Raw genomic sequence first — 20,776 nt, 5'->3', positions numbered from 1 at the left:
GTGTTTATGAAATCGTATCAGTGGCCTTTTCAATTTCATCCTCCACATCGTCTGCTGCGTCCTCAATTTTATCTCCTACATCTTCTGCCGCATCTTCAATGTCGTCTCCAGCTTCTTCAAGACCGTCTTTTACATCTTCAATGGCTTCTTCAGCCTTGTCTTCTTTGGTTTCTCTACAGCTCGTCATGCTCAAGGTCATTCCCATCGCCATGAAGAGCATCAATATACTTAGTGTCTTTCTCATATTTGTGTGTTTTAGGTTAATGATAGTTTTTTGTTTCGTTCTTAGATTTTCTTTTTACCGGTAATCAATGAAATGATGAATAAAACGATAAATACGAAGAATAGGATTTTAGCGATACTTGCAGCACCGGCAGAAATTCCACCAAATCCGAAAATACCGGCCACAATGGCCAAAATAATGAAAGTGACTGTCCAACGTAACATAATGGTAGTGTTTTAAATTATTGTCTGACTATCTCTTAATCAGCACAATACAAATTTGCATTAATTTTGGCTAGGACCTTGTCGCTTTCAAGTTTAACATTGACTCATAAGCTAAAATTCGTGGGGATTACTCCAAATTCCTGTTACGAATTGCTTATTGGCCGTTCAAACTTCTGCGTAGATGGGATGTGTTGGTCGGCCATAAAATGCTCAAAAAAATCGCTGGAAAGGCGTTCCGCTTTCAATTTTAAGGTCTTGGGTGCTTCCAAAAGCTTTTTCAATGTATTGTAACTCGTGGATTTAGACAACCAAGTTTCTGCTTGGTTTTTTGGAATGATAATGGGGGCCAAATGACTCAAATCGTGATAATTTGAGATGAAGCCGTCCATTTTATGTGTAATTAAAGCGGCACAACGGAATCCATCTTCCAAAATATTATAGGTGCCCGCTAAATAAAATGGTTTGCCCGAGGGTTGATGCAAATAAAAATTATGGGTTTTGCCTTGTTGGATAAGATGGGTGTAAAATCCGGTTACAACGATCAAGCAACGTCTCTGGGAGAAGGAATCCTTCATCCAATTGATTTGTTCCAGATCTTGAACAGGTACATTCAGCGTATTGGCCTTATCTTGGAATTCGGCCCATTCTTCTTTAAAATTTTGGGGCATCAATCCCCAAATGGCAAAGGTGATTTCTGAATGGTCTGCCATGGTCACCACACTTAAATTCGTTTCATTAAATCCGTTAATGATGGGGTTAGGTCTGTATAAATTTGGATATCTAAAAGAAAGTCCAAACTCCTCCTCAATCATTTCGCGATCAGCAGCATTGGAAAGTTTGTAAATCATGATACTTTAATTTATGTTACCCAAGTACGTAGATCGGTGCAAATTGTATTGACCCAAATGCTATTAATCGTGATGCTTTTCGAATTTTAATGTTCAATTCTTGCCAAAAGCACATTTTTAGGTTGTTTGGAATCGAACAAATTCTATCTTTATAAGACTGCAAATATGAATTTAACTACAACCTGAACCTCAAACCTCTATGATCAAGATTAAAGTCGATGCCCAAGACACTGCTGAATCGGTGGAGCAACTCCAAAATATTCTTGGAGGAGAAATTTCTGAGCGATGGGGCGAGCATGTGCTGGAGGTAGATAATAAAATGGCTAAAGGAAGCATAAGGTTCATTACATTTGGGTGGGGTGGCAGCTTACTTTTATTGGATATTGTTTTTTATGATGAGGTGTTTATCGAGGTAGATACTTCCAAATATAATCCCATAAGTTTTTACTACTGCTTGGATGGGTATTGCGGACATAAGTTCGGCTACCAGCCCGAAGATGAGATTCAATTTATGGAACAATACCATTCCGCTATTTTAACCAATCGGGATGGTGGAATTTCGGACCGTTATTTTCCAAAAGATGTAAAGCTCAATATCAGTATCATTCAAGTTAGGCGCAAGCAATTTTTACGTAAAAGATTAAATCAGGGAGAAAACTTGAACAAGGAGCTTTATCGGGTGTTTATGGATACCGATCATGAAAATGTTTTTGCTTATTTCGGGTCGTACAATCTTAAGATAGCCGATGTAATGGCCAACATGAACAAAATTGAATCTGAGGGGATGATCCGAATTATGCAGATGGAAGGCATGGTTTATCAAATTTTGTCCATGCACATGATGCAGCATAACAAAGAGATCAAGAATAAGAGGCCTGCCACCACCTTATTAAAAAGAGAGCTGAAACAGGTGCGCAATTTTGCCAAAAAGTTGGAAAAACACATTGCAAAGGATTTTACGTTGGAAGAAATCGCTGCGGAAACAGGGCTGACCCAAGCAAAGCTTCAGGAAGGATTTAAATTGCTGTACAATAATACGGTAACGGAATATATTCGGAATACGCGGTTGGAGGTGGCCCGCGACCTTATCGCCAATTCCGAAATGAACATATCCGAGGTGGTGTATTCCATCGGTTTTACCAGTAGAAGTTATTTTTCCAAAATCTTCAAGGAGAAATACGGTATAAGCCCAAGTGAGTTTAAAAATAGCAAACGGGAAGCCGCCATGGCGGGACAAAATGCCTAAAAAATCTAATATTTAGCCCATTTTTAAAGGTTTTCACCATATAGTGGTGTGTAAAATGGTTCCAGACGAAGTATGCCCGTATACACATGGGTTACCTCTACACAAAGTAAAGGGTCTGGTGCATCAATAAAATAGGATAGCACTAGTTTTTCTTCGTCCAAATAATACCTGCCTTGATCTAGGGGTCGGGGCAGGGACTGCATTTTACCGTCATGGAACACCGTGTTGTTTGGTATTGAAAATTGAAAGGAGAAACTAAATACTGGATTATCCAACACTGACATTTCCGCCAGATGTTTTTCTGGAAGTTTATGGAGGATGATGCGACACCCTCGCCTTTGCATTTGGTTAAGAAATTGCCTGCTTTTAAAGTTTAGGATTTGGAGGGAGGCAAAGGTGATCTGCATTTGGGTTTGGGTGTTTTGGTTTAAGAAGTTGGTGAAAATGGAAGAAATGGGAATTGATTGCATGGTGGATGGCTGGATGATTAGATTTTGGGATTTTGTAAAAATACACAAAATGACGTTTGTGTCATTAATTTCAACATCCAAAATTTTGACATTGCTGTCGTATGATGGATAACGACGACCAAAATGTTGACTTTTTGAAAGACTTAGCCAATAGGATTAAGGGCTTGAGGGAAGCTAGAAATCTTACCCAAGAAGATGCCTACAATGATACGGGAATCCATTTTGGACGCATAGAAACTGGTAAGTGGGATCCAAAGTTCAGTACCATTAAAAGAATTACTACTTATTTTAACTTAAGCATTACTGAATTTTTTGCCGAAGGTTTTGATGATTAGCAACCATCACCCCATTTCTTGCTGAAGTAAAAAACAACGCCAATCATCGGTTTTATTCTTAATTTGGGGGTATATAGATGTATTTTACATCCATATAAACAAGTTGTGCTTCATTATTTCCAATACCCAATTAATTAAATATCATATCTTTAGCGAAACTAACCGCTTGTGATCAAATTCTTTCGAAAAATCAGGGAAAAATTTCTCATTGAAAACAAATTCAATAAGTATCTTATTTATGCAATTGGAGAAATCTTTCTCGTTGTTATAGGGATTCTGATTGCACTTCAAATCAATAATTGGAATAACAACAGAATAGAACACAAAATTGAAACGAATATTTTAAGTGAAATTCTAGTAAACCTTGAAAAAGATATCATTAACCTTAACTCAAAGATTACGTATAATAATGATAAAACCAAACTCAACAGAGACGTGTTGGAGCATTTAGAACAGAGAACACCCTTAACTGATTCATTAAAATGGTCTTATGCTAGAATAATTGGAAGAGGTAACTTTGAACCAATAACTGTCGCTTATGAAAATCTAAAATCTAAAGGAATAGACATCATTCATAATGATTCGCTCAGAATTGCTATTTCTGAATTGTATGATTTCAAATATTTCTACTTAACTGAAGATTTAAGGTCCGATTATGAGCATGTGAAATCATTGCATGAGACTGAAGCATATAAGAATATCAAGACGATATTTAGGGGTGACTTAGCCCAACGATGGGCAGAACCCGTAAACCTAGCGGAAATACAAAATAACATCTATTTTCAAGAAGTATTAAAACAAGCTATTGGTTTTTATTCGTATATGAATAGTACTTATAAAAGAGGAATAAAAGAGAATATGGCAGTACAGGAGCAAATTAAAAATGAATTAAAACAAAGAAAAAAATAACGAAAGCACAACAATGGCTATAAGTAATTACTGCAGTTAGATAAGTTGACTGTTTTTCCTACAATTGTTGTAAATTACTTCCGATAAATTTAAACAAACAGCGCTCCTTCTCTGCTGATTCGCACGCTAACGCTTCCAACATTTGCTAACCGCAAATTTTTTTCTGAGCCATGCGCGCCGCTAACCGTAACAACTCATAGCCAGGACCGTTGGCAAACATTTCCTCTGAATACAATTTATGACTGATAAAGAATTAAAAATCCTGTTTCTAAAAACGAAATTGGAAAATGAGTCTAAAAAATTAGATTCGGAACAGTTTTTTGAATTAATAAAGCACAAAATTGGATGGAAAAAGTATAATGAAATTTATGCGGAATTTGCCAATAACTCAATGCTTGATTCTTATTCTCACACCCAACTTACCCAATTGGGAAAAAACACTTTGATTGCATTACAGAGTGAATTGGAACAAGAACTAAAAGACAAAATTGCTGAACGTAAAAAGCTTCACAATGATGCTATTATCTCAGGCTGGAAAAGAAAAACTTTTTGGTACATTTTTGCATTTGGATTGTTCGGAGGAATTTATAGTGGCATTGACTTGTTTAATAAAGTCACAGGAAGGAATAACGAAGCTGGAAAAACTGAATCTACAACCGAAATTTTGGAATCTAAACCACCACCTACTATTATAAACAAAAAGGAAGAGGAGGATACAACAATTATCCAAGAAAAGGAACTTGATACCCTCCCAAAAAAATAAAAACGTTTGCCAACACGGTGTATAATTAATTGCGGTCGGAAATTCAACATATGAATTTCCTGCAATCAATTATCTTTATAGTCAGGCGGACATTTTCCGTTGGAAAAGTCCGCAACTAATCATACACGAGACCGTTGGCAACAAGCTGAAAAAACGTCAGAAATCAATAATCCTGTAAAATGACAAAAATAATTTCAAGCCCTAATTGTGGAAACTCACCGAAAATGGAATTTCTAAAAGAATTCAATATTGCCTTTTCAAAAGGAAACGTAAAATTTATTACGGAAAGTGTGACTGATGAAATTGTTTGGGATATAATTGGTGGCAAAAAAATTGAGGGAAAAGAAAAGTTCAGAGAAGAATTGGAAAAAATGAAATCCGAAAAAGCGACAGAATTGATAATCGACCAAATCTTATCGCACGGAAAAGAAGGAGCAACAAACGGAATTATTAAAATGCAAAACGGAAAAAAATATGCGTTTTCGGACTTTTACAAATTTAAAGGAGCAAAAGGTGCGAAAATAAAATCGATGACATCATACGTAATTGAAATATAATAAAAAGTGGAAAAAGCCAGTTGCCAACAATGTATAACCGCAATTACGGCGGATTCGACTACGTCCGAATCCACTCGGAATTGCTAACGTCTGTGCTTAACCGAAAAACATTAACTTTAATCCCGTAACTGACGGTTATACGAGCCGTTGTAGTAAATTTCAAATATCAACCTGACTTCTAAACACATTACTTTCGCGATTTACTTCCTACTCCTAGTCCTAGCTATTGGAATTTGGATTTGGGAGTTCATATCATTTGATGAATTTCTTGGCACAATCTTCCCGTGGGAAGAGCGATTTGAGTTTCCAAATGTTGTTTATGGACTTCAAGTGTCTAATATGTTCACAGCATCAATAGCTTCAATCATATTGGTAATTGGACTTTTTCTGAAAAAGAAATCAGGATGGATATTAATAACGGGGTGGTTCTATTTCTTTTTATTTAATTTTTTCAATTCATTAATCATAGATGGACTACCCGGCAGTAAAATCGAATTTTTGCTACTTCTACTTTTCTTAGTACCAATCGGGTTCATCATTTTAATGAATAAATTCGATGGAATAAAAAAATACCACGGAACCGAAAATAAGGACAGAGTTATATTGAATTTATATGCAATCGGAACTGGATTGGTTTTAGTGGGATTTCGAATTCTTAAAAAAAACTTGCTACAACACTGGCTTTAATTCAGCGTGGCTTATGAATTATTTTGAAAAATTTATTACTTTAAGAAATCATAGTCCAACCGTAGGCAACCAAAATAAATTCAAACATGAAAAATCAAATAGCTGGATTACTATTCATTTTATGTTGCGCTCAAATTCATGCGCAAGAAAATAATTATGCAGACGTCAATGGAGTAAAGATATATTATGAAATCCATGGTGAAGGAGAACCGTTGGTTTTATTACATGGTTTTACAATGAGTCATAAAATGTGGGATGGTTGGATTGAAGACTTCTCAAAAAAATATAAAATAATACTTCCTGATTTAAGGGGTCATGGAAATTCAACGAATCCATCAAATGAATTCACTCATAAAGAATCCGCTAAAGATATTTATGGTTTACTTAATTTGCTTAAAATTGATAAATTCAATGCAATGGGTTTTAGTTCTGGCGGAATGACGTTAACGCATATGGCTACCATGGATACAACAAGAATTAAATCTATGGTTTTAATTGGTTCTACGTCATTTTTTCCAGAATCGTGCAGAGAAATCCAGAGAAACGCCAGTTATGAAAACGCAACAGAAGAACAATTGAAATACTGGAATAGTCAGCATCCACGAGGCGAAGATCAAATAAAAAATATTATTAATCAGTTCAGACAAATGGCTGATTCATTCGAAGATATGAATTTTACAAGCCCATACTTGTCATCTATAAAATGTGAGACTTTCATAATCCATGGTGATAGAGATGCGTTTTTTCCAGCCGAAATACCTCTTAACTCTTACAACTCAATTCCAAATTCATATTTATGGATAATTCCAAATTTTGGACATAGTGGCATTGATAAAAGCTCTATCTGGGGTGATGTTTTTTTCAAAACCGTAGACAAATTCTTTTCAGGCGAATGGAGTAATGAATAAGTGAAGGATACCTATAACAATGTACATGTCGATCATAATACTCCTAACGTCGCACAACGCATGTACTAACCGTTAAACCCAATTAAGTTCAACAACAGTAAAAAAGATGCTGAGGGAGTAGGCTGAATTTGGAATAAAAAGCAGCTAAAAACAAAAAACCCACAAACAAAGTTTGCGGGTTTTTTTGTGGTACCTCCAGGAATCGAACCAGGGACACACGGATTTTCAGTCCGTTGCTCTACCAACTGAGCTAAGGTACCATCGCCTAAAGCGGGTGCAAATATAATTTCAAAATTAGGATATACAAACAAAATCTAGAAAAAAGGCGACGATTTTTTTCCAATTCTCGATCTTTGCAATATGAATCTTGTCATCGACATAGGGAATACATTGGTCAAATACGCTGTTTTTGAGAACAGAACCCTTGTTTACGACCAAAGTTCCGAGTCTGGACTTTTTCTTTCCAAGATCAAAGAACTTTTTGAGCGTTACCCTCGAATTAGAAAGGCCATTATTTCGTCTGTTGGACCTTTAAACCGAAAGGAAAGGGACATTGTGGCCATGTTCTGTAAGGTTCACGTACTCAGCAGTGCTTCTGAAGTACCCTTTAAAAATAGCTATGCTACACCCCAAACATTGGGTGTGGACCGATTGGCGCTGGCCACCGCGGCCTTTTATCAAAATCCAAGGGGAAATACCTTGGTCATTGATTCGGGGACCTGCATTACCTACGATATGGTGAATAATTTTGGGGAATACGTAGGAGGTGCCATTTCTCCCGGCGTGCAGATGCGTTACAATGCCATGCACAACCAAACAGCAGGGCTTCCACAGTTAAAACCGGATGATTTTATGGACTTCATTGGTAATTCCACTGCCAGTTGTATGCACAGTGGGGTAATTAATGGTGTGGCCAAGGAAGTTGACGGCGTTATTGAGCAATATAGGTCTCGCTTTCAAGATTTAACAGTTATTTTAACAGGCGGAGACTCCCATTTTTTTGCCAAAAGGCTAAAAAACACCATATTTGCGAACTCCAAATTTCTCTTGGAGGGGCTTAATTGCCTGCTGGAATACAACACAAACTGAATGATTAAAAAACTTTTGATCGCATTTATTTGCGTGACTGCCCAGGGACTGTTTGCGCAAAACGGAACCATATCGCCTTATTCCTATTTTGGTATTGGTGATTCTAGGGACAATGGAACCGTAGACAACCAAATGATGGGAGGGGTCAGCATGTATGGCGATAGTATACATGTAAACTTGACCAATCCCGCTGCCTATTCCAAGTTATTGACAACCGCATATACCGCCGGTATTTCCCATAAGGAATTTCGTTTAAAAAGTTGGACGGAGGAGCAGAATACGTCGGTGACCAATTTGGATTATCTGGCCATTGGCTTTCCATTGGCCAAAAATGTTGGAGGTGGATTTGGTATTATGCCCTATTCATCGGTAGGTTACGGTCTTAATGTAATCTCTTCTACAAGTGAAGGCGCCGAAGTGAATAGTGGTTTTAGCGGAAGTGGAGGTTTGAACAGGTTGTTTGCATCCATTGGATTTGAGCCCATAAAAAATGTGAGCCTAGGAGTTACAGTTAACTTCAATTTTGGAACCCTTGATTATGAACGGTTGCAGACCGTTGAAAATGTTCAATTTGGAACATTTGACCGAAGGGAATCTAGGGTAAACGGTTATGATTTTAACTACGCCCTTAATTATAACCCCACCATTAAAGACAAATATACCCTGTACACTTCGTTGGTAATAGACACCCAGGGCAATCTCGTTTCAGAAAATTCGCAAACCATAGGTTCCTTTTCTTTAACCACTGGTGCAGATGTAGAAACTATTGATGTGAACTTGGATCGCGATAATTTAAGGCATACAGAATTAAAAGTGCCTACCGAGACTACTTTGGGTCTTGGATTTGGTGAAAACAAGAAATGGTTTGTAGGTGCGGAGTACAGCTTTCAAAAAATGAGCGATTTTGAGAACAGGTTCTTAGGTTTGGAAAATTTAACCTATACCGATGCCAATACTTACGCATTGGGCGGATACTGGGTCCCAGATTACCGATCGCTCTCCGGATATTTCAAAAGAATAACCTACCGAGCAGGATTACGCTACGATAAGAGTGGAATGGTGGTCAATAATAAAGAGATAAACAACTTTGGCATAACTTTTGGATTGGGTTTACCGGTAAGCGGAAACTTTTCAAATCTTAACTTAGGATTTGAATTGGGCAGACGCGGAACAACTGATGCCAACCTTATTGAGGAAAGCTATCTAAAAGTGAATATTGGATTATCGTTAAATGACCGATGGTTTCGTAAAACAAAAATTAATTGATCGAAATTATTTTAATAAATTCATAAATAACCACCCATTAACAATCCATTTTCAGGATTTTTTAATGAAAATTTGTACTTTAACCGCTTTAAAATTAAGAAGATGAAAAAGAGACACTACTTAACAATGTTATTGATCCTTATGTTGACGGGATTAAGTAATGCCCAGGCACAAAACCCCGAGTGCATGACCAATCTTTCCATTTATGCCGAGCACGTAAAGGTAAAAAACTACGATGCTGCATACGAGCCATGGAAGATGGTTTACGAAAGTTGCCCAGATATTAACAAGGCCAACTTTTCTTATGGAGAAAGAATTTTGGCTCACAAAGTAGATAACTCAACAGGAGCAGACAAAGATGGTTTCATCCAGGATTTGCTCTCCCTGTATGACAATAGCTTGAAATATTTCCCATCCAACTATTCTAAAGCGGGTGTGGCGATTGACAAAGCTTTGTTGATGTACGATAACAAAATGGCTTCCGACGAAGAAATCTTTAATATGTTGGACAAAGCTTTCCATGAAGACAAAGCCAATTTTAAAAACCCAAAAGCATTGTACCTATACTTCTCAAGTTTGGTAGACTTGCACGGAGCCGGTAAAAAAGATTTGCAAGATGTTTTCGATACCTATGATGAGGTAACCGAAAAAATTGACGAAGAAAACAAAGAATTGACCGATGTGGTGACCAAATTGCTTCCAAAGGATTCATTGGGAACCATTACTTCCAAAGAAAAAAGAATGCTAAGGGTTGCTACGGTAAACTCTGAAAACTACGGTAAAATTGCATCCAGTGTTGACTCCAAATTGGGAGCCTTGGCGGATTGTGACAACTTGATTCCATTGTACGAAAAGAATTTTGAGGAGAAAAAAGGAGATGTAAAATGGGTGAAGAGTGCAGTAGGTAGAATGTTCTCTAAAGAATGTACTGACGACCCAATGTTTAGAAAATTGTTCGAAGCCCAATTGGCTTTAGACCCTTCGGCTGATGCCTATATGTATGGTGGTGTATTGAAACAAAAATCTGGTGATATGCAAGGTGCGATTGCCGATTTCAATAAAGCGGTTGAGTTGGAAACAGATTCTTACAAGAAATCCAACATCCTGTACAAGATTGCAACAACTGTAAGAAGAAGCAGCAAGTCACAAGCTAGAAACTATGCGCTTAAGGCAATTGATGCCAATCCTGCTAATGGTAGAGCTTATTTGTTGATTGCCAACCTATATGCAAGTAGCGCCAACGATTGTGGTAGCACGCCATTCGAGAAAAGAGCCATCTATTGGAGGGCTGCTGAAATGGCTAGAAAAGCTGGACGTGTTGACCCTTCCTTGAGTGGAACAGCTAGTCAAACAGCTAATAGCTACGATGCAAAAGCACCATCTAAAGAAATGATCTTTAGTTCTGGGAAAGCCGGTCAATCCATCACTTTCTCTTGTTGGGTAGGCGGAAGCGTTAAGGTGCCTAGTTTGTAGTGTGAAACGGACTTCTAAAAATATTTTAAAATGTTTTGCCACGGTTTTTACCGTGGCAATCCTTTTTATGTCCTGTGGTGACGATTATGAAAGAGTAGGCGAGGAAAGGGTGAAACAGATTTTTCCGCAAGGCGTTGCCCATAATTTTACCCTTACGTATACCGAAACAAAAGAGGCCATGTCGGCACAAGATTCAGCAGATTCAAGAATCATAGCCGTGCTCACTAGTCCATTGTCCGAGGATTTTGATAATCAAATTTTTAAGTATAAAAACTTTCCAGAAGGTCTACGGGTAGATTTCTACGACGATAAAAATCAAAAAAGTGTTGTGGTTGCCGATTATGGTATTGTTTATTCACAAACCAATTTAATAGATTTGCAAGGAAATGTCGTGATTGAAACCCACGACGGTAAAAAACTGGAAACCGACCAATTGTTCATCGACAGAAAAAACAATTGGGTTTTTACCGAAGCCACTTTCAAATACACCAATCCAGAAGACGGAACCGTAATGGATGGTGAGGGAATGGATTTCAACCGGGACTTTAGTTATTTTAAGGCCCATAAGACGTACGGTTTAATGACGATTAAAGAAGAAGACCAATGATTAAAGTTTTACGATACACCGAATACCTATATTTGGCGGTTGCAGCCATTTCAATTTATAAAGTGGCCACCCTCTGGAGTGTTAACCCAAAGGAAACCTACATTTTTATCTTCTTCGCCGTAGTCTCGATAGCCATGTTTGCCTTCAGAAGAAGATATCGCAAACGTTTTGAACAGCGGAAAAAGGATAATCAATAAGTGCATTGGATAGTTCCATCATAATTATACTTGTTTCTCTATTGTTTTCGGCATTCTTTTCTGGAATGGAGATTGCTTTTGTCTCAGCCAATAGAATTCACATCGAAATAGAGAAAAAACAAGAAGGGTATCTTGCCAAAGTACTTACCTTACTTACCGATAAGCCATCCAAATTTATAGCAACCATGCTTATTGGCAATAATATTGCCTTGGTCGTCTATGGTTTATTTATGGGAGAGGTGCTAATGAGTTGGTTTCAAGGGCTGTTGCCCACAGAATACCAGTTTTTAAATACATTGCTCACCGATTTTAGTTTATTGTCCCAAACCGTGATTTCCACTTTGGTCATTTTGTTGACCGCCGAATTTTTGCCCAAAGTGTTTTTTCAGATTTACGCCAATACCCTAATCAAGATTTTTGCGGTTCCGGCCTACTTTTTCTATCTGTTATTTTCCATTATATCTTGGTTTGTGATCAAGGTGTCCGATTTTGTACTTCGCGTATTTTTTAAGACCGAAGGCGATGAGGTGCAACTTTCCTTTACCAAATTGGAATTGGGGGACTATATTACGGAGCAAATGGAAACGGTGGAAGAGGAGGACGAGGTGGATTCCGAGATTCAGATTTTTCAGAACGCGCTTGAATTTTCAACCGTAAAAGCAAGGGAAGTAATGGTGCCACGTACTGAAATTACAGCCGTGGATATTAACGAAACCACCAAAAACCTCGTCAAATTATTTACTGAAACGGGCTACTCCAAAATTCTGATATTTAAGGATAGTATCGATGAAATTATTGGCTACGTGCACTCCTACGAGCTTTTTAAAAAGCCCAAGACCATTAAAAGTATCTTGCTTCCTGTAGAATTTGTCCCAGAAACCATGTTGATTCAGGATATTTTGAACGTGTTGACCAAAAAACGGAAAAGTATGGCCGTGGTTTTGGATGAATATGGAGGGACGTCTGGGATTTTGACCGTAGAAGACATTATTGAAGAACTTTTCGGTGAGATTGAAGATGAACACGATTCCACCGACCTACATGAAGAGCAAGTAGGTGAATACGAATACAAGTTTTCCGCCCGTATGGAAGTGGATTACATTAACGAGAACTATAAATTAGAGCTTCCAGAAGGAGAGGAGTATGAAACTTTGGGAGGTTTGATCGTAAATCAAACCGGTGAAATTCCCGAAAAGGATACACAGGTCGAAATAGAAGGATTTACCTTTAAAATATTGGAGGTATCAAACACCAAAATAGATTTGGTAAGTGTTAAGGTTCATCCTGAAGATTAATAATTTCCGCCCCTTTTTTAGCTTTCCTATTTGAAAAGAAAGTGGTATTTTCGCCCACTGAAATTAAAGTAAACAAGCAGTAAAATGGCAATATTAGAGAATATTAGAAAACGAACAACTGTTCTGATTCTTATTATTGGTTTGGCGTTGTTCGCATTTGTAATATCGGGAGTTTTCAGCAGCAATAATTTTTCTGGTGGAAAAGTTGGCTCCTCGGTTGCAGAGGTAAATGGGGAAGATATTTCCATTGACGAATTTAGAGCTCAGGTAGAAACGGCGTCAAGAAGATACGGACCAACCGTTACTTCCACTCAATTGGTGAACATGATCTATGATCAAGAAATCCGTAAGACCCTTTTGAACCAACAGTTCGAAGATTTGGGCATTGAAGTGGAGAGCGATCAGATCATTGAGTTTGTGAAAAATTCAGGTTATGCTCAAATCCCGGATTTCTTGGATGAGAATGGATTTTTTAACGAAGCTGTTTTCCGTAGTGCCATTGCTGATTGGAAAGCGAACGATCCATTGCGTTACGATGCGTGGTTGCAAGATGAAAAAGCCATTATTCAAGCTGCCAAAGAAAATATTTACTTCAACTTGATCAAAGGTGGTGTAGGAGCCACGTTGACAGAGGGTAAATTGGATTACAAATTGGCTAACGATAAAGTAGGTATTCAGTATGTTCGTGTGCCTTACACTTCTATTCCAGACAGTACTATCGAAGTTTCCAAAAGTGATATTCAAGCCTATATTGATGATCACAAAACTTTGTTCGAGCAAGAAAAAGCACGTGACATTCGGTTTGTATACTTCGAAGAAAAACCATCTGCTGAAGATGAGAATGCTGTAAAAGAAGCTATTACTGCCCTTATGGACGATGTGGTGGAGTATTCAGAAGCTAAGGATGCCAATGACACTATTCAAGGTTTCAAAAATACCACCGACATGGTTGCATTCTTGGACAGGAATTCAGATACCAAATACGATACTATTTATAAGGCCAAAAAAGATCTTCCATCTGTAGCGGCAGATACCTTGTTCACCATGGAGATAGGGGATATTTATGGTCCTTACAAGGATGGTGACTTCTACAAGGTTTCCAAAATCATGGGCAAAAAAGCCAATGGTTCCGTTAAAGCTAGCCATATTCTAATTGCTTGGGCGGGCGCAGAGCGTGTAAGTCCAACAGTGACCCGCACCAAAGAAGAAGCCGAGGCAAAAGCCAAAGAATTGTTGGCCGAAGCCAAAAAAGCGGATGTTCAATTTACCACCTTGGCCAGAGACAATTCAGATGGACCGTCTGCACCAAGAGGTGGAGATTTGGGATATTTCCAAGAAGGTGTAATGGCAGATGCATTTAACGATTTTAGTTTCGGAAATCCTGTGGGAACCATTGGTTTGGTTGAAACACAGTTCGGTTACCACATTGTTAAGGTAGATGACAAACAAGACATTCTTCAAGTGGCCACCTTGGCCAGAGCAATTGAGCCCTCTGAAGAAACCATCAACACCCTGTTTACCGATGCCACAAAATTTGAAATGGCCTCAATGGATGCTGAAGCAGAGGATTTTGGTGATATCGCCAGAGAGAGCAACTTAACGGTAAGACCTGTTAACAAAATCAAGGAAATGGATGAAAACTTGCCAGGACTTGGTTCACAACGTAGCATCGTACAGTGGGTTTTCAACGACGAAACCAGTGTTGGTGATATTCAACGATTTAATGTAAACAATGGTTATGCGGTAGTTCAGTTGACCAAAAAGTACCAAAAGGGAGTAATGTCTCCAGAAGATGCTTCCTTTATCGCATTACCTGAGATTAGAAAAGAGAAAAAGGCAGAACAAATCATGGCGGCCAACCAAGGTAAAGCTATGGATGCCATTGCCTCGGATAACAATGTAAGTGTTAGTACAGCCTCTGCATTGACCATTAAGTCCCCGACCATTCCTGGTTCGGGTAGAGAGCCTTTGGTGGTAGGAACTGCTTTTGCATTAGATCAAGACCAAACTTCTGGATTGATCAAAGGAAATACAGGTGTATTTATGGTTAAGGTAACCAATAAGGAAGCCGCTCCTGATATGGATAATTACAGTACCTATGCACAAAGCTTACAAACCAGTGCAGCTGCAACTGTAAATGGAGCCGTGTACAATGCTTTAAAAGATAAAGCAGAGATAGAAGATAAAAGAGCTACTTTTTACTAGTAGTCCGATACGTATAAAGCATAAAAAAGCCTCCTAATTAGGAGGCTTTTTTATTTATCGCGATTCCGGTTCGTCCCATTTCATTTTGTAGCAGATATCTACAATTTTTCCAGTCGAATCTATAGAAATTTCAAACCCTTGTTTTGTTCGAAAATAGGCGTCTCGTAAAAAGTACCATTTTCCATTTTTAAAAAAATATTCCCTTTTATCGGGTTTCCAATCAGGGAGTGGGTAAATATGGTCCAAAAACGCTTCAAATTCTTGAGCAGTTTGGTTGTTCAAAACAAAGTTGTCTTCAATGTATGAAGTCAGCTCCGGTAATTGGGTGTTTGTTTTAATGCTTTCAAAGGTGGTGACTAGGGAATCGGTATCGACTACGATGAACTCGTTGGTGCGTTGTGTTTTATTCCCATATAAATTGTGGGTCTGCAGTTCTATGTGATAGGCTTTGTGCTTTAAGATTTTTTGAACTGCGGGTGCCGTAATTTCTGTATAAGTTCTTTTACAATTCTCTAGCATAAAATTATCCAAACGGACGGTTGCCAAGGAATCTGTTTGTGCCAACATCATGGGGCTTTGTGTTAGCAGCAGACCAAATAGGTAATGGAGAGCAAAGGTATTTTTGATTTGGAACATAACGTTTGCTTTTTGAGTTTGTAATCAAACTTAAAGGCAATACCGCAAAGAATATGCTCCCAATTGACGAATGAGGGGTTTGGGTTTATGGAATTAGAGGTCTCTTTAATAATTAAGGCCGCATTTAAGAAATGCAGCCTTAATTTATGGAATTAACATAACAAATTTATTAATATCCAGTATTTTGAACCATGTTGGAATTGGCATTGATTTCACTCGTTGGAATCGGAAATGCAAATAGATTGTTGGGATAGGATATTGAGCCCAAGTTATTTTCGGTTGAACCCCAAAATGGAATGGCTTGTCCTGTTCTTACCAAATCATCAAAACGAAAGCCTTCAAACATTAGCTCTTTTCTCCTTTCGTTTAGTATATCGTCTTTGTTAACCGCAGCGTAAGCCAATGCTCCTCGATTACTGGTTATTAAGTTAATCTGGGTAAGGGCATCTCCTCCTGTTTCCAATAACGCTTCGGCGTAATTCAGAATCACTTCCTCATACCTAAACAAGGGGATGTTGTCTGACCCAGTCGCAGTATCGGGATATTTGCCCATATTGCGTAATCTTGTTCCGCCATCTTGATATCCTAAAATATCAGCACGAACATCTCCGATATCAAATAAATCGATTACTGTACTAACAACTTGTAGATCACCATAACCTCCTGGTTCATCAGCTGGATAACGATAGATATATGATAAAGCATTTGATCCTTGGTTGTCAGCGCCACTGAATGCCAATTCGAAAAGTACATTTGAACCTCCATCACCAGCCCAACTACTTACATACGAGTCTGCACCAATTATGGAATACAGCCCGGAATTAATTACTGACTCGGAAGCCGAGACAGCTCTATTCCAATCCCCAAAGTAAACGGCAACACGAGCTTCCAGGGCTTTTGCCACATACTTGGAAACAATTGTTTTTGAAGTGTCGAAACTAGAATCCATCATATCAAAGGCGGTTTGTAAATCTGTATATATGGCTGTTTTAACCTCGTCAATTGTATTTCTTGCTGGAAATAAATCTTCTCCCTTAAATTCAGTTACAACAGGAACGCCTAGGGTGCCGCCAGCATGCTGTTGCCCATATACTCGAAGTAAGTCAAAATGAGCCAGAGCTCTAAGAATCATGGCAGCACCTTGAAGGTGTTCTCCATAAGCTTGGTCACCTTCCAAAGTCGTTACATCAGTGTTGATGATGATGTTTGCATTGGCTATTACGTAGTATGCATTGTCCCACACAAACCCAGTATTGGCGTTGTAGGCATACTCACCCTGAGTACTGAATCTACCTGAATTGCCATTGGAGAAACAGTTGTCGGAGCGTACTTCGTTTGTCGCAATCATGTCACGACCATAGTATCCCGAACTGGTAAGGGAATTATGAACTCCTTTTAAAATGCTATATAAATTATCTACTTTTGTCACACTTCCTTCAACACTTTTATTTTGCGAAAGTGTTGGTTCTAGATTGTCTGCTGTGCATGCTCCAAATAAGATAATTGAAAAAATGAGCAGTCCAATATTGATTTTATTTATTCTTGTTTTCATCTTCTTTTACTTAGAAATTAATGTTTACACCCAATGAAATTGAACGTGTAGGTGGGGTTTCTAGACCAGTTTCTCCTGGGTCTACTGTACCATTTTGGCTATCAATATCTACTTCAGGGTCGAACAATAGGTTTTCATCCTTAACCCAAGTCATTAAGTTGTTGCCTCTAATAAAAACACTCAATTTAGAGAACCCAATATGTTCCAGTGCTCTAGATGGTACGTTGTAACCTACTGTCAATGCTCTCAATCGAATAAAATCTGCATCGTATAAGTATTTGGAATGTCTTTGCCAAGGGGTTGCAGAGGAGGTGAACGCTCCATTTCGGGCAATATCTCCTGGTTGTTGCCATCTATCTAATAATGAAGTATATCCATTAAACGCTAATATTGGATATGCATTTGCCTCATTCAAATATCTGTGCCATCCTTCATAGATTTTATGTCCACCAGCGTAGTAAGCTGTAGTGTTTACAAAGAATCCTTTAAATGAAAAGTTCAAATTAAGTCCAGCAGTGGTTGTCGGAACAGCATTGCCACCTTGAAAAACAGCTTCGGCTTCATTAAAGTTTTCCGTAGTTTCTCCATCAACACCATTAATGTAGTATTCTTCAACACCTGTTTGTGGGTTAACGCCCGCCCAAGTTGGCATATACCAGGCATATGCTGGATGACCAGATTCAATTCTTGTACGAACCGTAGTAATGGTTCTTTCTTCACCATTAGGGTCGGTTGGTAAAGCAGTTATCTCATTCTCGACTGTTGAGATATTTCCACCTATACTTAAACTCACATCATCTGTACTGACAATGTTGAAGTTTAGGTCAATTTCAAAACCTTTGTTGGTAAGTTCACCGATATTTTGTACTTGGCTAGCAAAACCTGTGGTTTCAGATAATGGAACATCTAATAAAAGATCTTTTGAATCTCTGTTAAAGTATGCTACACTACCGCTGATTACATTGTCCAATAAACCAAAATCAATTCCCAAATCCAAGGTGTTAGAGGTTTCCCAAGTCAAGTCATCATTTCCAAAAGTATCAACATATTGTGCTCCTTCTCCTCCATAATCGGCAGCATACCCAAATAAAGATTGATATTGGTTAAGTCCAATTAAAGCGTTGCCCGTGACACCATAGGAAGCTCTGATTTTAAGTGTATTCACAATTTCGGAATCGGCTAAAAAGGCCTCTTTGTTTAAGTTCCAAGCAGCACCAACAGACCAAAAGTTACCCCAACGATTATCTTTGCTGAATCGAGAGTTTCCTTCTCTTCTTAAGGATAGATCCAAAACGTATCGACTGTCAAATGCTGAATAATTGAGCAATCCCATATAAGCACCAACATACCAATCGCTAAAGGATGAATTGATTCCTGTTGGAGTTCCAAGATTATCTAGGTTTTGCAACCCCTCATCTGCAAAATTTTGTCCATCTCCCCCTAGGAAGTAGCGACGGTTTGATTGATATTCTTGAAGGACTTTGAATTTGAATCTATGGTCATCGTTAACATCAAAATTATAGTCCACGAAATTTTGAAAAACATAGAAAACATTTGTTCTATCATATTGACTTGCATCACCACTCGTTGCAGCTCCATAACCATAGGTTGGATTCGAATAAGTTCTAAAATTGTATAATTGAAAATCCACATTAAATGTTGTACCGTAGGTAAACCCTTCAGCAAAATTCCAAGTAACCGAGTTGTTTGTTACAATACGAGTTAATCTATTTTTACTTGTATTATTTTCAGTTAAATAAAGGGGGTTTGGTAAAGAACCTCCAAAAAGATTATAAGTCCCATCAGGGCTATAAGGGAGCGATAATGGAGAAATAAAATATTTTACCGTACGTGGACTCTCGAAATAGGCACTAGTTTCCAAGAATGCATTTTGTTCCATGTGCGAAGCTTGATTACTGGATGAAAACGTAATGTTGTCGGTTAAATCTTTTGTGAAATTTAATGAACCAGAAACCCTTTCAAAGTCAGAGCCTATTACAGTTGCTTCCTGTTGCATGTAACCAAGGGAAGCAAAAAAGGTATTGTCAACACCACCACCAGAAGCAGAAAAACTGTGTTGTTGAATAATTGCATCTTTATTGGCAACGGCTTGATCCCAGCGAGCTTCTGGTCGGCCATTTGCATCCCATTCTGCGAAGTCACTAGCCAGAAGATCCTCAATTGCATCATCTTTTGATGCATAGAAGCCATCATTATAAAATGCTTCAGCAGCCAGTTCCAATCTATTAGCCGCAGTAAGGGGTACGGGTCCTGTTATGGCATCATTTTGAAACCCATAACTACTGTTTATACTAAAAGTTGTTTTACCCGATTTACCACTTTTGGTCGTAATTAATATAACTCCATTTGAGCCACGTGCACCATATTGAGCAGTAGCTGAAGCATCCTTTAGTACTGTTATGGATTCAATATTGTTTTGATCTAAACCTGCAAGAGCAGAAAGTGAAGAATAAGCCCCACTTGTTCCCACATTACCGTTTGAGACAGGGACGCCGTCTATTACATATAAGGGTTCATTTCCTGCTGTAATGGAGCTAATACCACGAATTCTGATATTCGCAGTTGATCCAGGAGTTCCTGACGTGGCAGAAACTGTAAGTCCAGAAACATTACCCTGTAATGCTTGGTCCACAGATGGAGCAATTATTTCTCCTAACTTTTCTGCGTCAACCTTTACCACAGAACCTGTAATATCGGAACGTCTTTGTGATGTATATCCTGTAACAACAACTTCTTCCAAGGTTTGGGTATCTGCTTCCATTTGAATATTGAGAGTAGTTGAATTCCCAATAGTTCTTTCCACCGTTTTCTGTCCGATGTAACTAAACCGGAGTACTTGACCTACACTGGCAGTAATGTTATAGTTGCCATCAAAATCGGACTGAGCTCCGTTGTTTGTACCGACGACCAGAATTGAAACCCCTGGCAAGGGCAAGCCATCTTGGTCGGTAACGGTACCTGTTACATTTTTTTCTTGCGCCAATGCCGTCGTGAACACACAGACCAATAGCAATAGCGACAGCCAATAATTTTTCGCTTTCATAAAAATTAATTAAGAGTTAGTTTATGCAACCGACCAAGGCGGGTGGAAAAATCTTGACTTTGTAGGCTAATTCAAATAATCAATCTTCCGTAACAATGAAAACTAAATAAACGGGAAGAAATAAGATTTAGAGCCCCCGCCTTTTAGGTTGCTCAGCAAAAAAAGGGAAAGAATAAACGGGGTTTGTAAGGGCTTAAGAACCTTTACAGGGAGCCCGATAAA

At 38.4% G+C, this 20,776-nt stretch carries 20 protein-coding genes and 1 tRNA gene; 13 read left to right on the top strand and 8 right to left on the bottom strand.

Annotation, left to right across the window (positions count from 1 at the left end; all coding sequences use genetic code 11):
• Nucleotides 1-4 precede the first annotated feature (4 nt).
• From ABT310_RS04390 to ABT310_RS04380, 3 genes are all read right to left on the bottom strand, one after another.
• A complete protein-coding gene (locus ABT310_RS04390; RefSeq protein WP_375325530.1) occupies nucleotides 5-244 on the bottom strand; it encodes a hypothetical protein in 240 nt (79 codons plus the stop codon).
• 41 nt (nucleotides 245-285) lie between these two features.
• Nucleotides 286-447, bottom strand: coding sequence for a DUF1328 domain-containing protein (locus ABT310_RS04385; protein ID WP_375325529.1), 162 nt, complete (start codon nucleotides 445-447; stop codon nucleotides 286-288).
• Nucleotides 448-590: 143 nt separating this feature from the next.
• A complete protein-coding gene (locus tag ABT310_RS04380) occupies nucleotides 591-1,295 on the bottom strand; it encodes an SOS response-associated peptidase (protein WP_375325528.1) in 705 nt (234 codons plus the stop codon).
• Between the two features lie 199 nt (nucleotides 1,296-1,494).
• Here ABT310_RS04380 and ABT310_RS04375 point away from each other — a divergent pair, with 199 nt between their 5' ends.
• Nucleotides 1,495-2,541, top strand: a complete 1,047-nt coding sequence (locus tag ABT310_RS04375; RefSeq protein WP_375325527.1) for a helix-turn-helix domain-containing protein — start codon at nucleotides 1,495-1,497, stop codon at nucleotides 2,539-2,541.
• A 23-nt stretch (nucleotides 2,542-2,564) separates the two neighbouring features.
• On the opposite strand, the gene ABT310_RS04370 is transcribed toward ABT310_RS04375, so the two are convergent.
• Nucleotides 2,565-3,011, bottom strand: coding sequence for a hypothetical protein (locus ABT310_RS04370; protein ID WP_375325526.1), 447 nt, complete (start codon nucleotides 3,009-3,011; stop codon nucleotides 2,565-2,567).
• A gap of 101 nt (nucleotides 3,012-3,112) precedes the next feature.
• Between ABT310_RS04370 and ABT310_RS04365 the strand changes: the two genes are divergently transcribed.
• The 5 genes from ABT310_RS04365 to ABT310_RS04345 all read left to right on the top strand — a co-directional run bounded on the left by ABT310_RS04365 (nucleotide 3,113) and on the right by ABT310_RS04345 (nucleotide 7,170).
• A complete protein-coding gene (locus ABT310_RS04365) occupies nucleotides 3,113-3,346 on the top strand; it encodes a helix-turn-helix domain-containing protein (protein WP_375325525.1) in 234 nt (77 codons plus the stop codon).
• Nucleotides 3,347-3,514: 168 nt separating this feature from the next.
• A complete protein-coding gene (locus ABT310_RS04360) occupies nucleotides 3,515-4,255 on the top strand; it encodes a DUF6090 family protein (protein ID WP_375325524.1) in 741 nt (246 codons plus the stop codon).
• Between the two features lie 238 nt (nucleotides 4,256-4,493).
• A complete protein-coding gene (locus ABT310_RS04355) occupies nucleotides 4,494-5,018 on the top strand; it encodes a hypothetical protein (RefSeq protein WP_375325523.1) in 525 nt (174 codons plus the stop codon).
• 179 nt (nucleotides 5,019-5,197) lie between these two features.
• On the top strand, nucleotides 5,198-5,575 hold the full coding sequence (locus ABT310_RS04350; protein ID WP_375325522.1) for a nuclear transport factor 2 family protein: 378 nt from the start codon (nucleotides 5,198-5,200) through the stop codon (nucleotides 5,573-5,575).
• A 773-nt stretch (nucleotides 5,576-6,348) separates the two neighbouring features.
• Nucleotides 6,349-7,170, top strand: coding sequence for an alpha/beta fold hydrolase (locus ABT310_RS04345; protein ID WP_375325521.1), 822 nt, complete (start codon nucleotides 6,349-6,351; stop codon nucleotides 7,168-7,170).
• 187 nt (nucleotides 7,171-7,357) lie between these two features.
• Here the strand turns inward: ABT310_RS04345 and ABT310_RS04340 are convergent.
• Nucleotides 7,358-7,430: transfer RNA gene (locus ABT310_RS04340), tRNA-Phe, on the bottom strand.
• Between the two features lie 100 nt (nucleotides 7,431-7,530).
• Between ABT310_RS04340 and ABT310_RS04335 the strand changes: the two genes are divergently transcribed.
• The 7 genes from ABT310_RS04335 (at nucleotide 7,531) to ABT310_RS04305 (ending at nucleotide 15,302) form a co-directional block, all read left to right on the top strand.
• Entirely contained in the window at nucleotides 7,531-8,259 is a 729-nt protein-coding gene (locus ABT310_RS04335) for a type III pantothenate kinase (RefSeq protein ID WP_375325520.1), read from the top strand.
• The gene (locus tag ABT310_RS04330) at nucleotides 8,260-9,525 is read left to right on the top strand and encodes a hypothetical protein (protein ID WP_375325519.1); all 1,266 of its coding nucleotides are present in this window, start codon (nucleotides 8,260-8,262) and stop codon (nucleotides 9,523-9,525) included. It abuts the gene before it with no gap.
• A gap of 102 nt (nucleotides 9,526-9,627) precedes the next feature.
• A complete protein-coding gene (locus ABT310_RS04325; protein ID WP_375325518.1) occupies nucleotides 9,628-10,998 on the top strand; it encodes a tetratricopeptide repeat protein in 1,371 nt (456 codons plus the stop codon).
• 1 nt (nucleotide 10,999) lies between these two features.
• The gene (lptC, locus tag ABT310_RS04320) at nucleotides 11,000-11,605 is read left to right on the top strand and encodes an LPS export ABC transporter periplasmic protein LptC (protein ID WP_375325517.1); all 606 of its coding nucleotides are present in this window, start codon (nucleotides 11,000-11,002) and stop codon (nucleotides 11,603-11,605) included.
• On the top strand, nucleotides 11,602-11,802 hold the full coding sequence (locus ABT310_RS04315; protein ID WP_375325516.1) for a hypothetical protein: 201 nt from the start codon (nucleotides 11,602-11,604) through the stop codon (nucleotides 11,800-11,802). The genes lptC and ABT310_RS04315 overlap by 4 nt, the downstream gene beginning before the upstream one ends.
• Before the next feature lie 5 nt (nucleotides 11,803-11,807).
• Nucleotides 11,808-13,097: a hemolysin family protein gene (locus ABT310_RS04310; RefSeq protein WP_375325515.1), complete on the top strand. Its 1,290-nt coding sequence runs from the start codon at nucleotides 11,808-11,810 to the stop codon at nucleotides 13,095-13,097.
• 84 nt (nucleotides 13,098-13,181) lie between these two features.
• Nucleotides 13,182-15,302: a peptidylprolyl isomerase gene (locus ABT310_RS04305; protein ID WP_375325514.1), complete on the top strand. Its 2,121-nt coding sequence runs from the start codon at nucleotides 13,182-13,184 to the stop codon at nucleotides 15,300-15,302.
• Nucleotides 15,303-15,356: 54 nt separating this feature from the next.
• On the opposite strand, the gene ABT310_RS04300 is transcribed toward ABT310_RS04305, so the two are convergent.
• The 3 genes from ABT310_RS04300 to ABT310_RS04290 form a co-directional block, all read right to left on the bottom strand.
• Nucleotides 15,357-15,938: a hypothetical protein gene (locus ABT310_RS04300; RefSeq protein ID WP_375325513.1), complete on the bottom strand. Its 582-nt coding sequence runs from the start codon at nucleotides 15,936-15,938 to the stop codon at nucleotides 15,357-15,359.
• 169 nt (nucleotides 15,939-16,107) lie between these two features.
• A complete protein-coding gene (locus tag ABT310_RS04295) occupies nucleotides 16,108-17,490 on the bottom strand; it encodes a RagB/SusD family nutrient uptake outer membrane protein (RefSeq protein WP_375325512.1) in 1,383 nt (460 codons plus the stop codon).
• A gap of 10 nt (nucleotides 17,491-17,500) precedes the next feature.
• Nucleotides 17,501-20,554: a SusC/RagA family TonB-linked outer membrane protein gene (locus tag ABT310_RS04290; RefSeq protein ID WP_375325511.1), complete on the bottom strand. Its 3,054-nt coding sequence runs from the start codon at nucleotides 20,552-20,554 to the stop codon at nucleotides 17,501-17,503.
• Between the last annotated feature and the right edge of the window lie 222 nt (nucleotides 20,555-20,776).

It is taken from the genome of Flagellimonas cixiensis (assembly GCF_042134615.1).
GTDB classification, from domain to species: domain Bacteria; phylum Bacteroidota; class Bacteroidia; order Flavobacteriales; family Flavobacteriaceae; genus Flagellimonas; species Flagellimonas cixiensis.
Note: the sequence above shows the minus strand (reverse complement) of the source record. Positions and strands in the feature narration are given on the sequence as shown.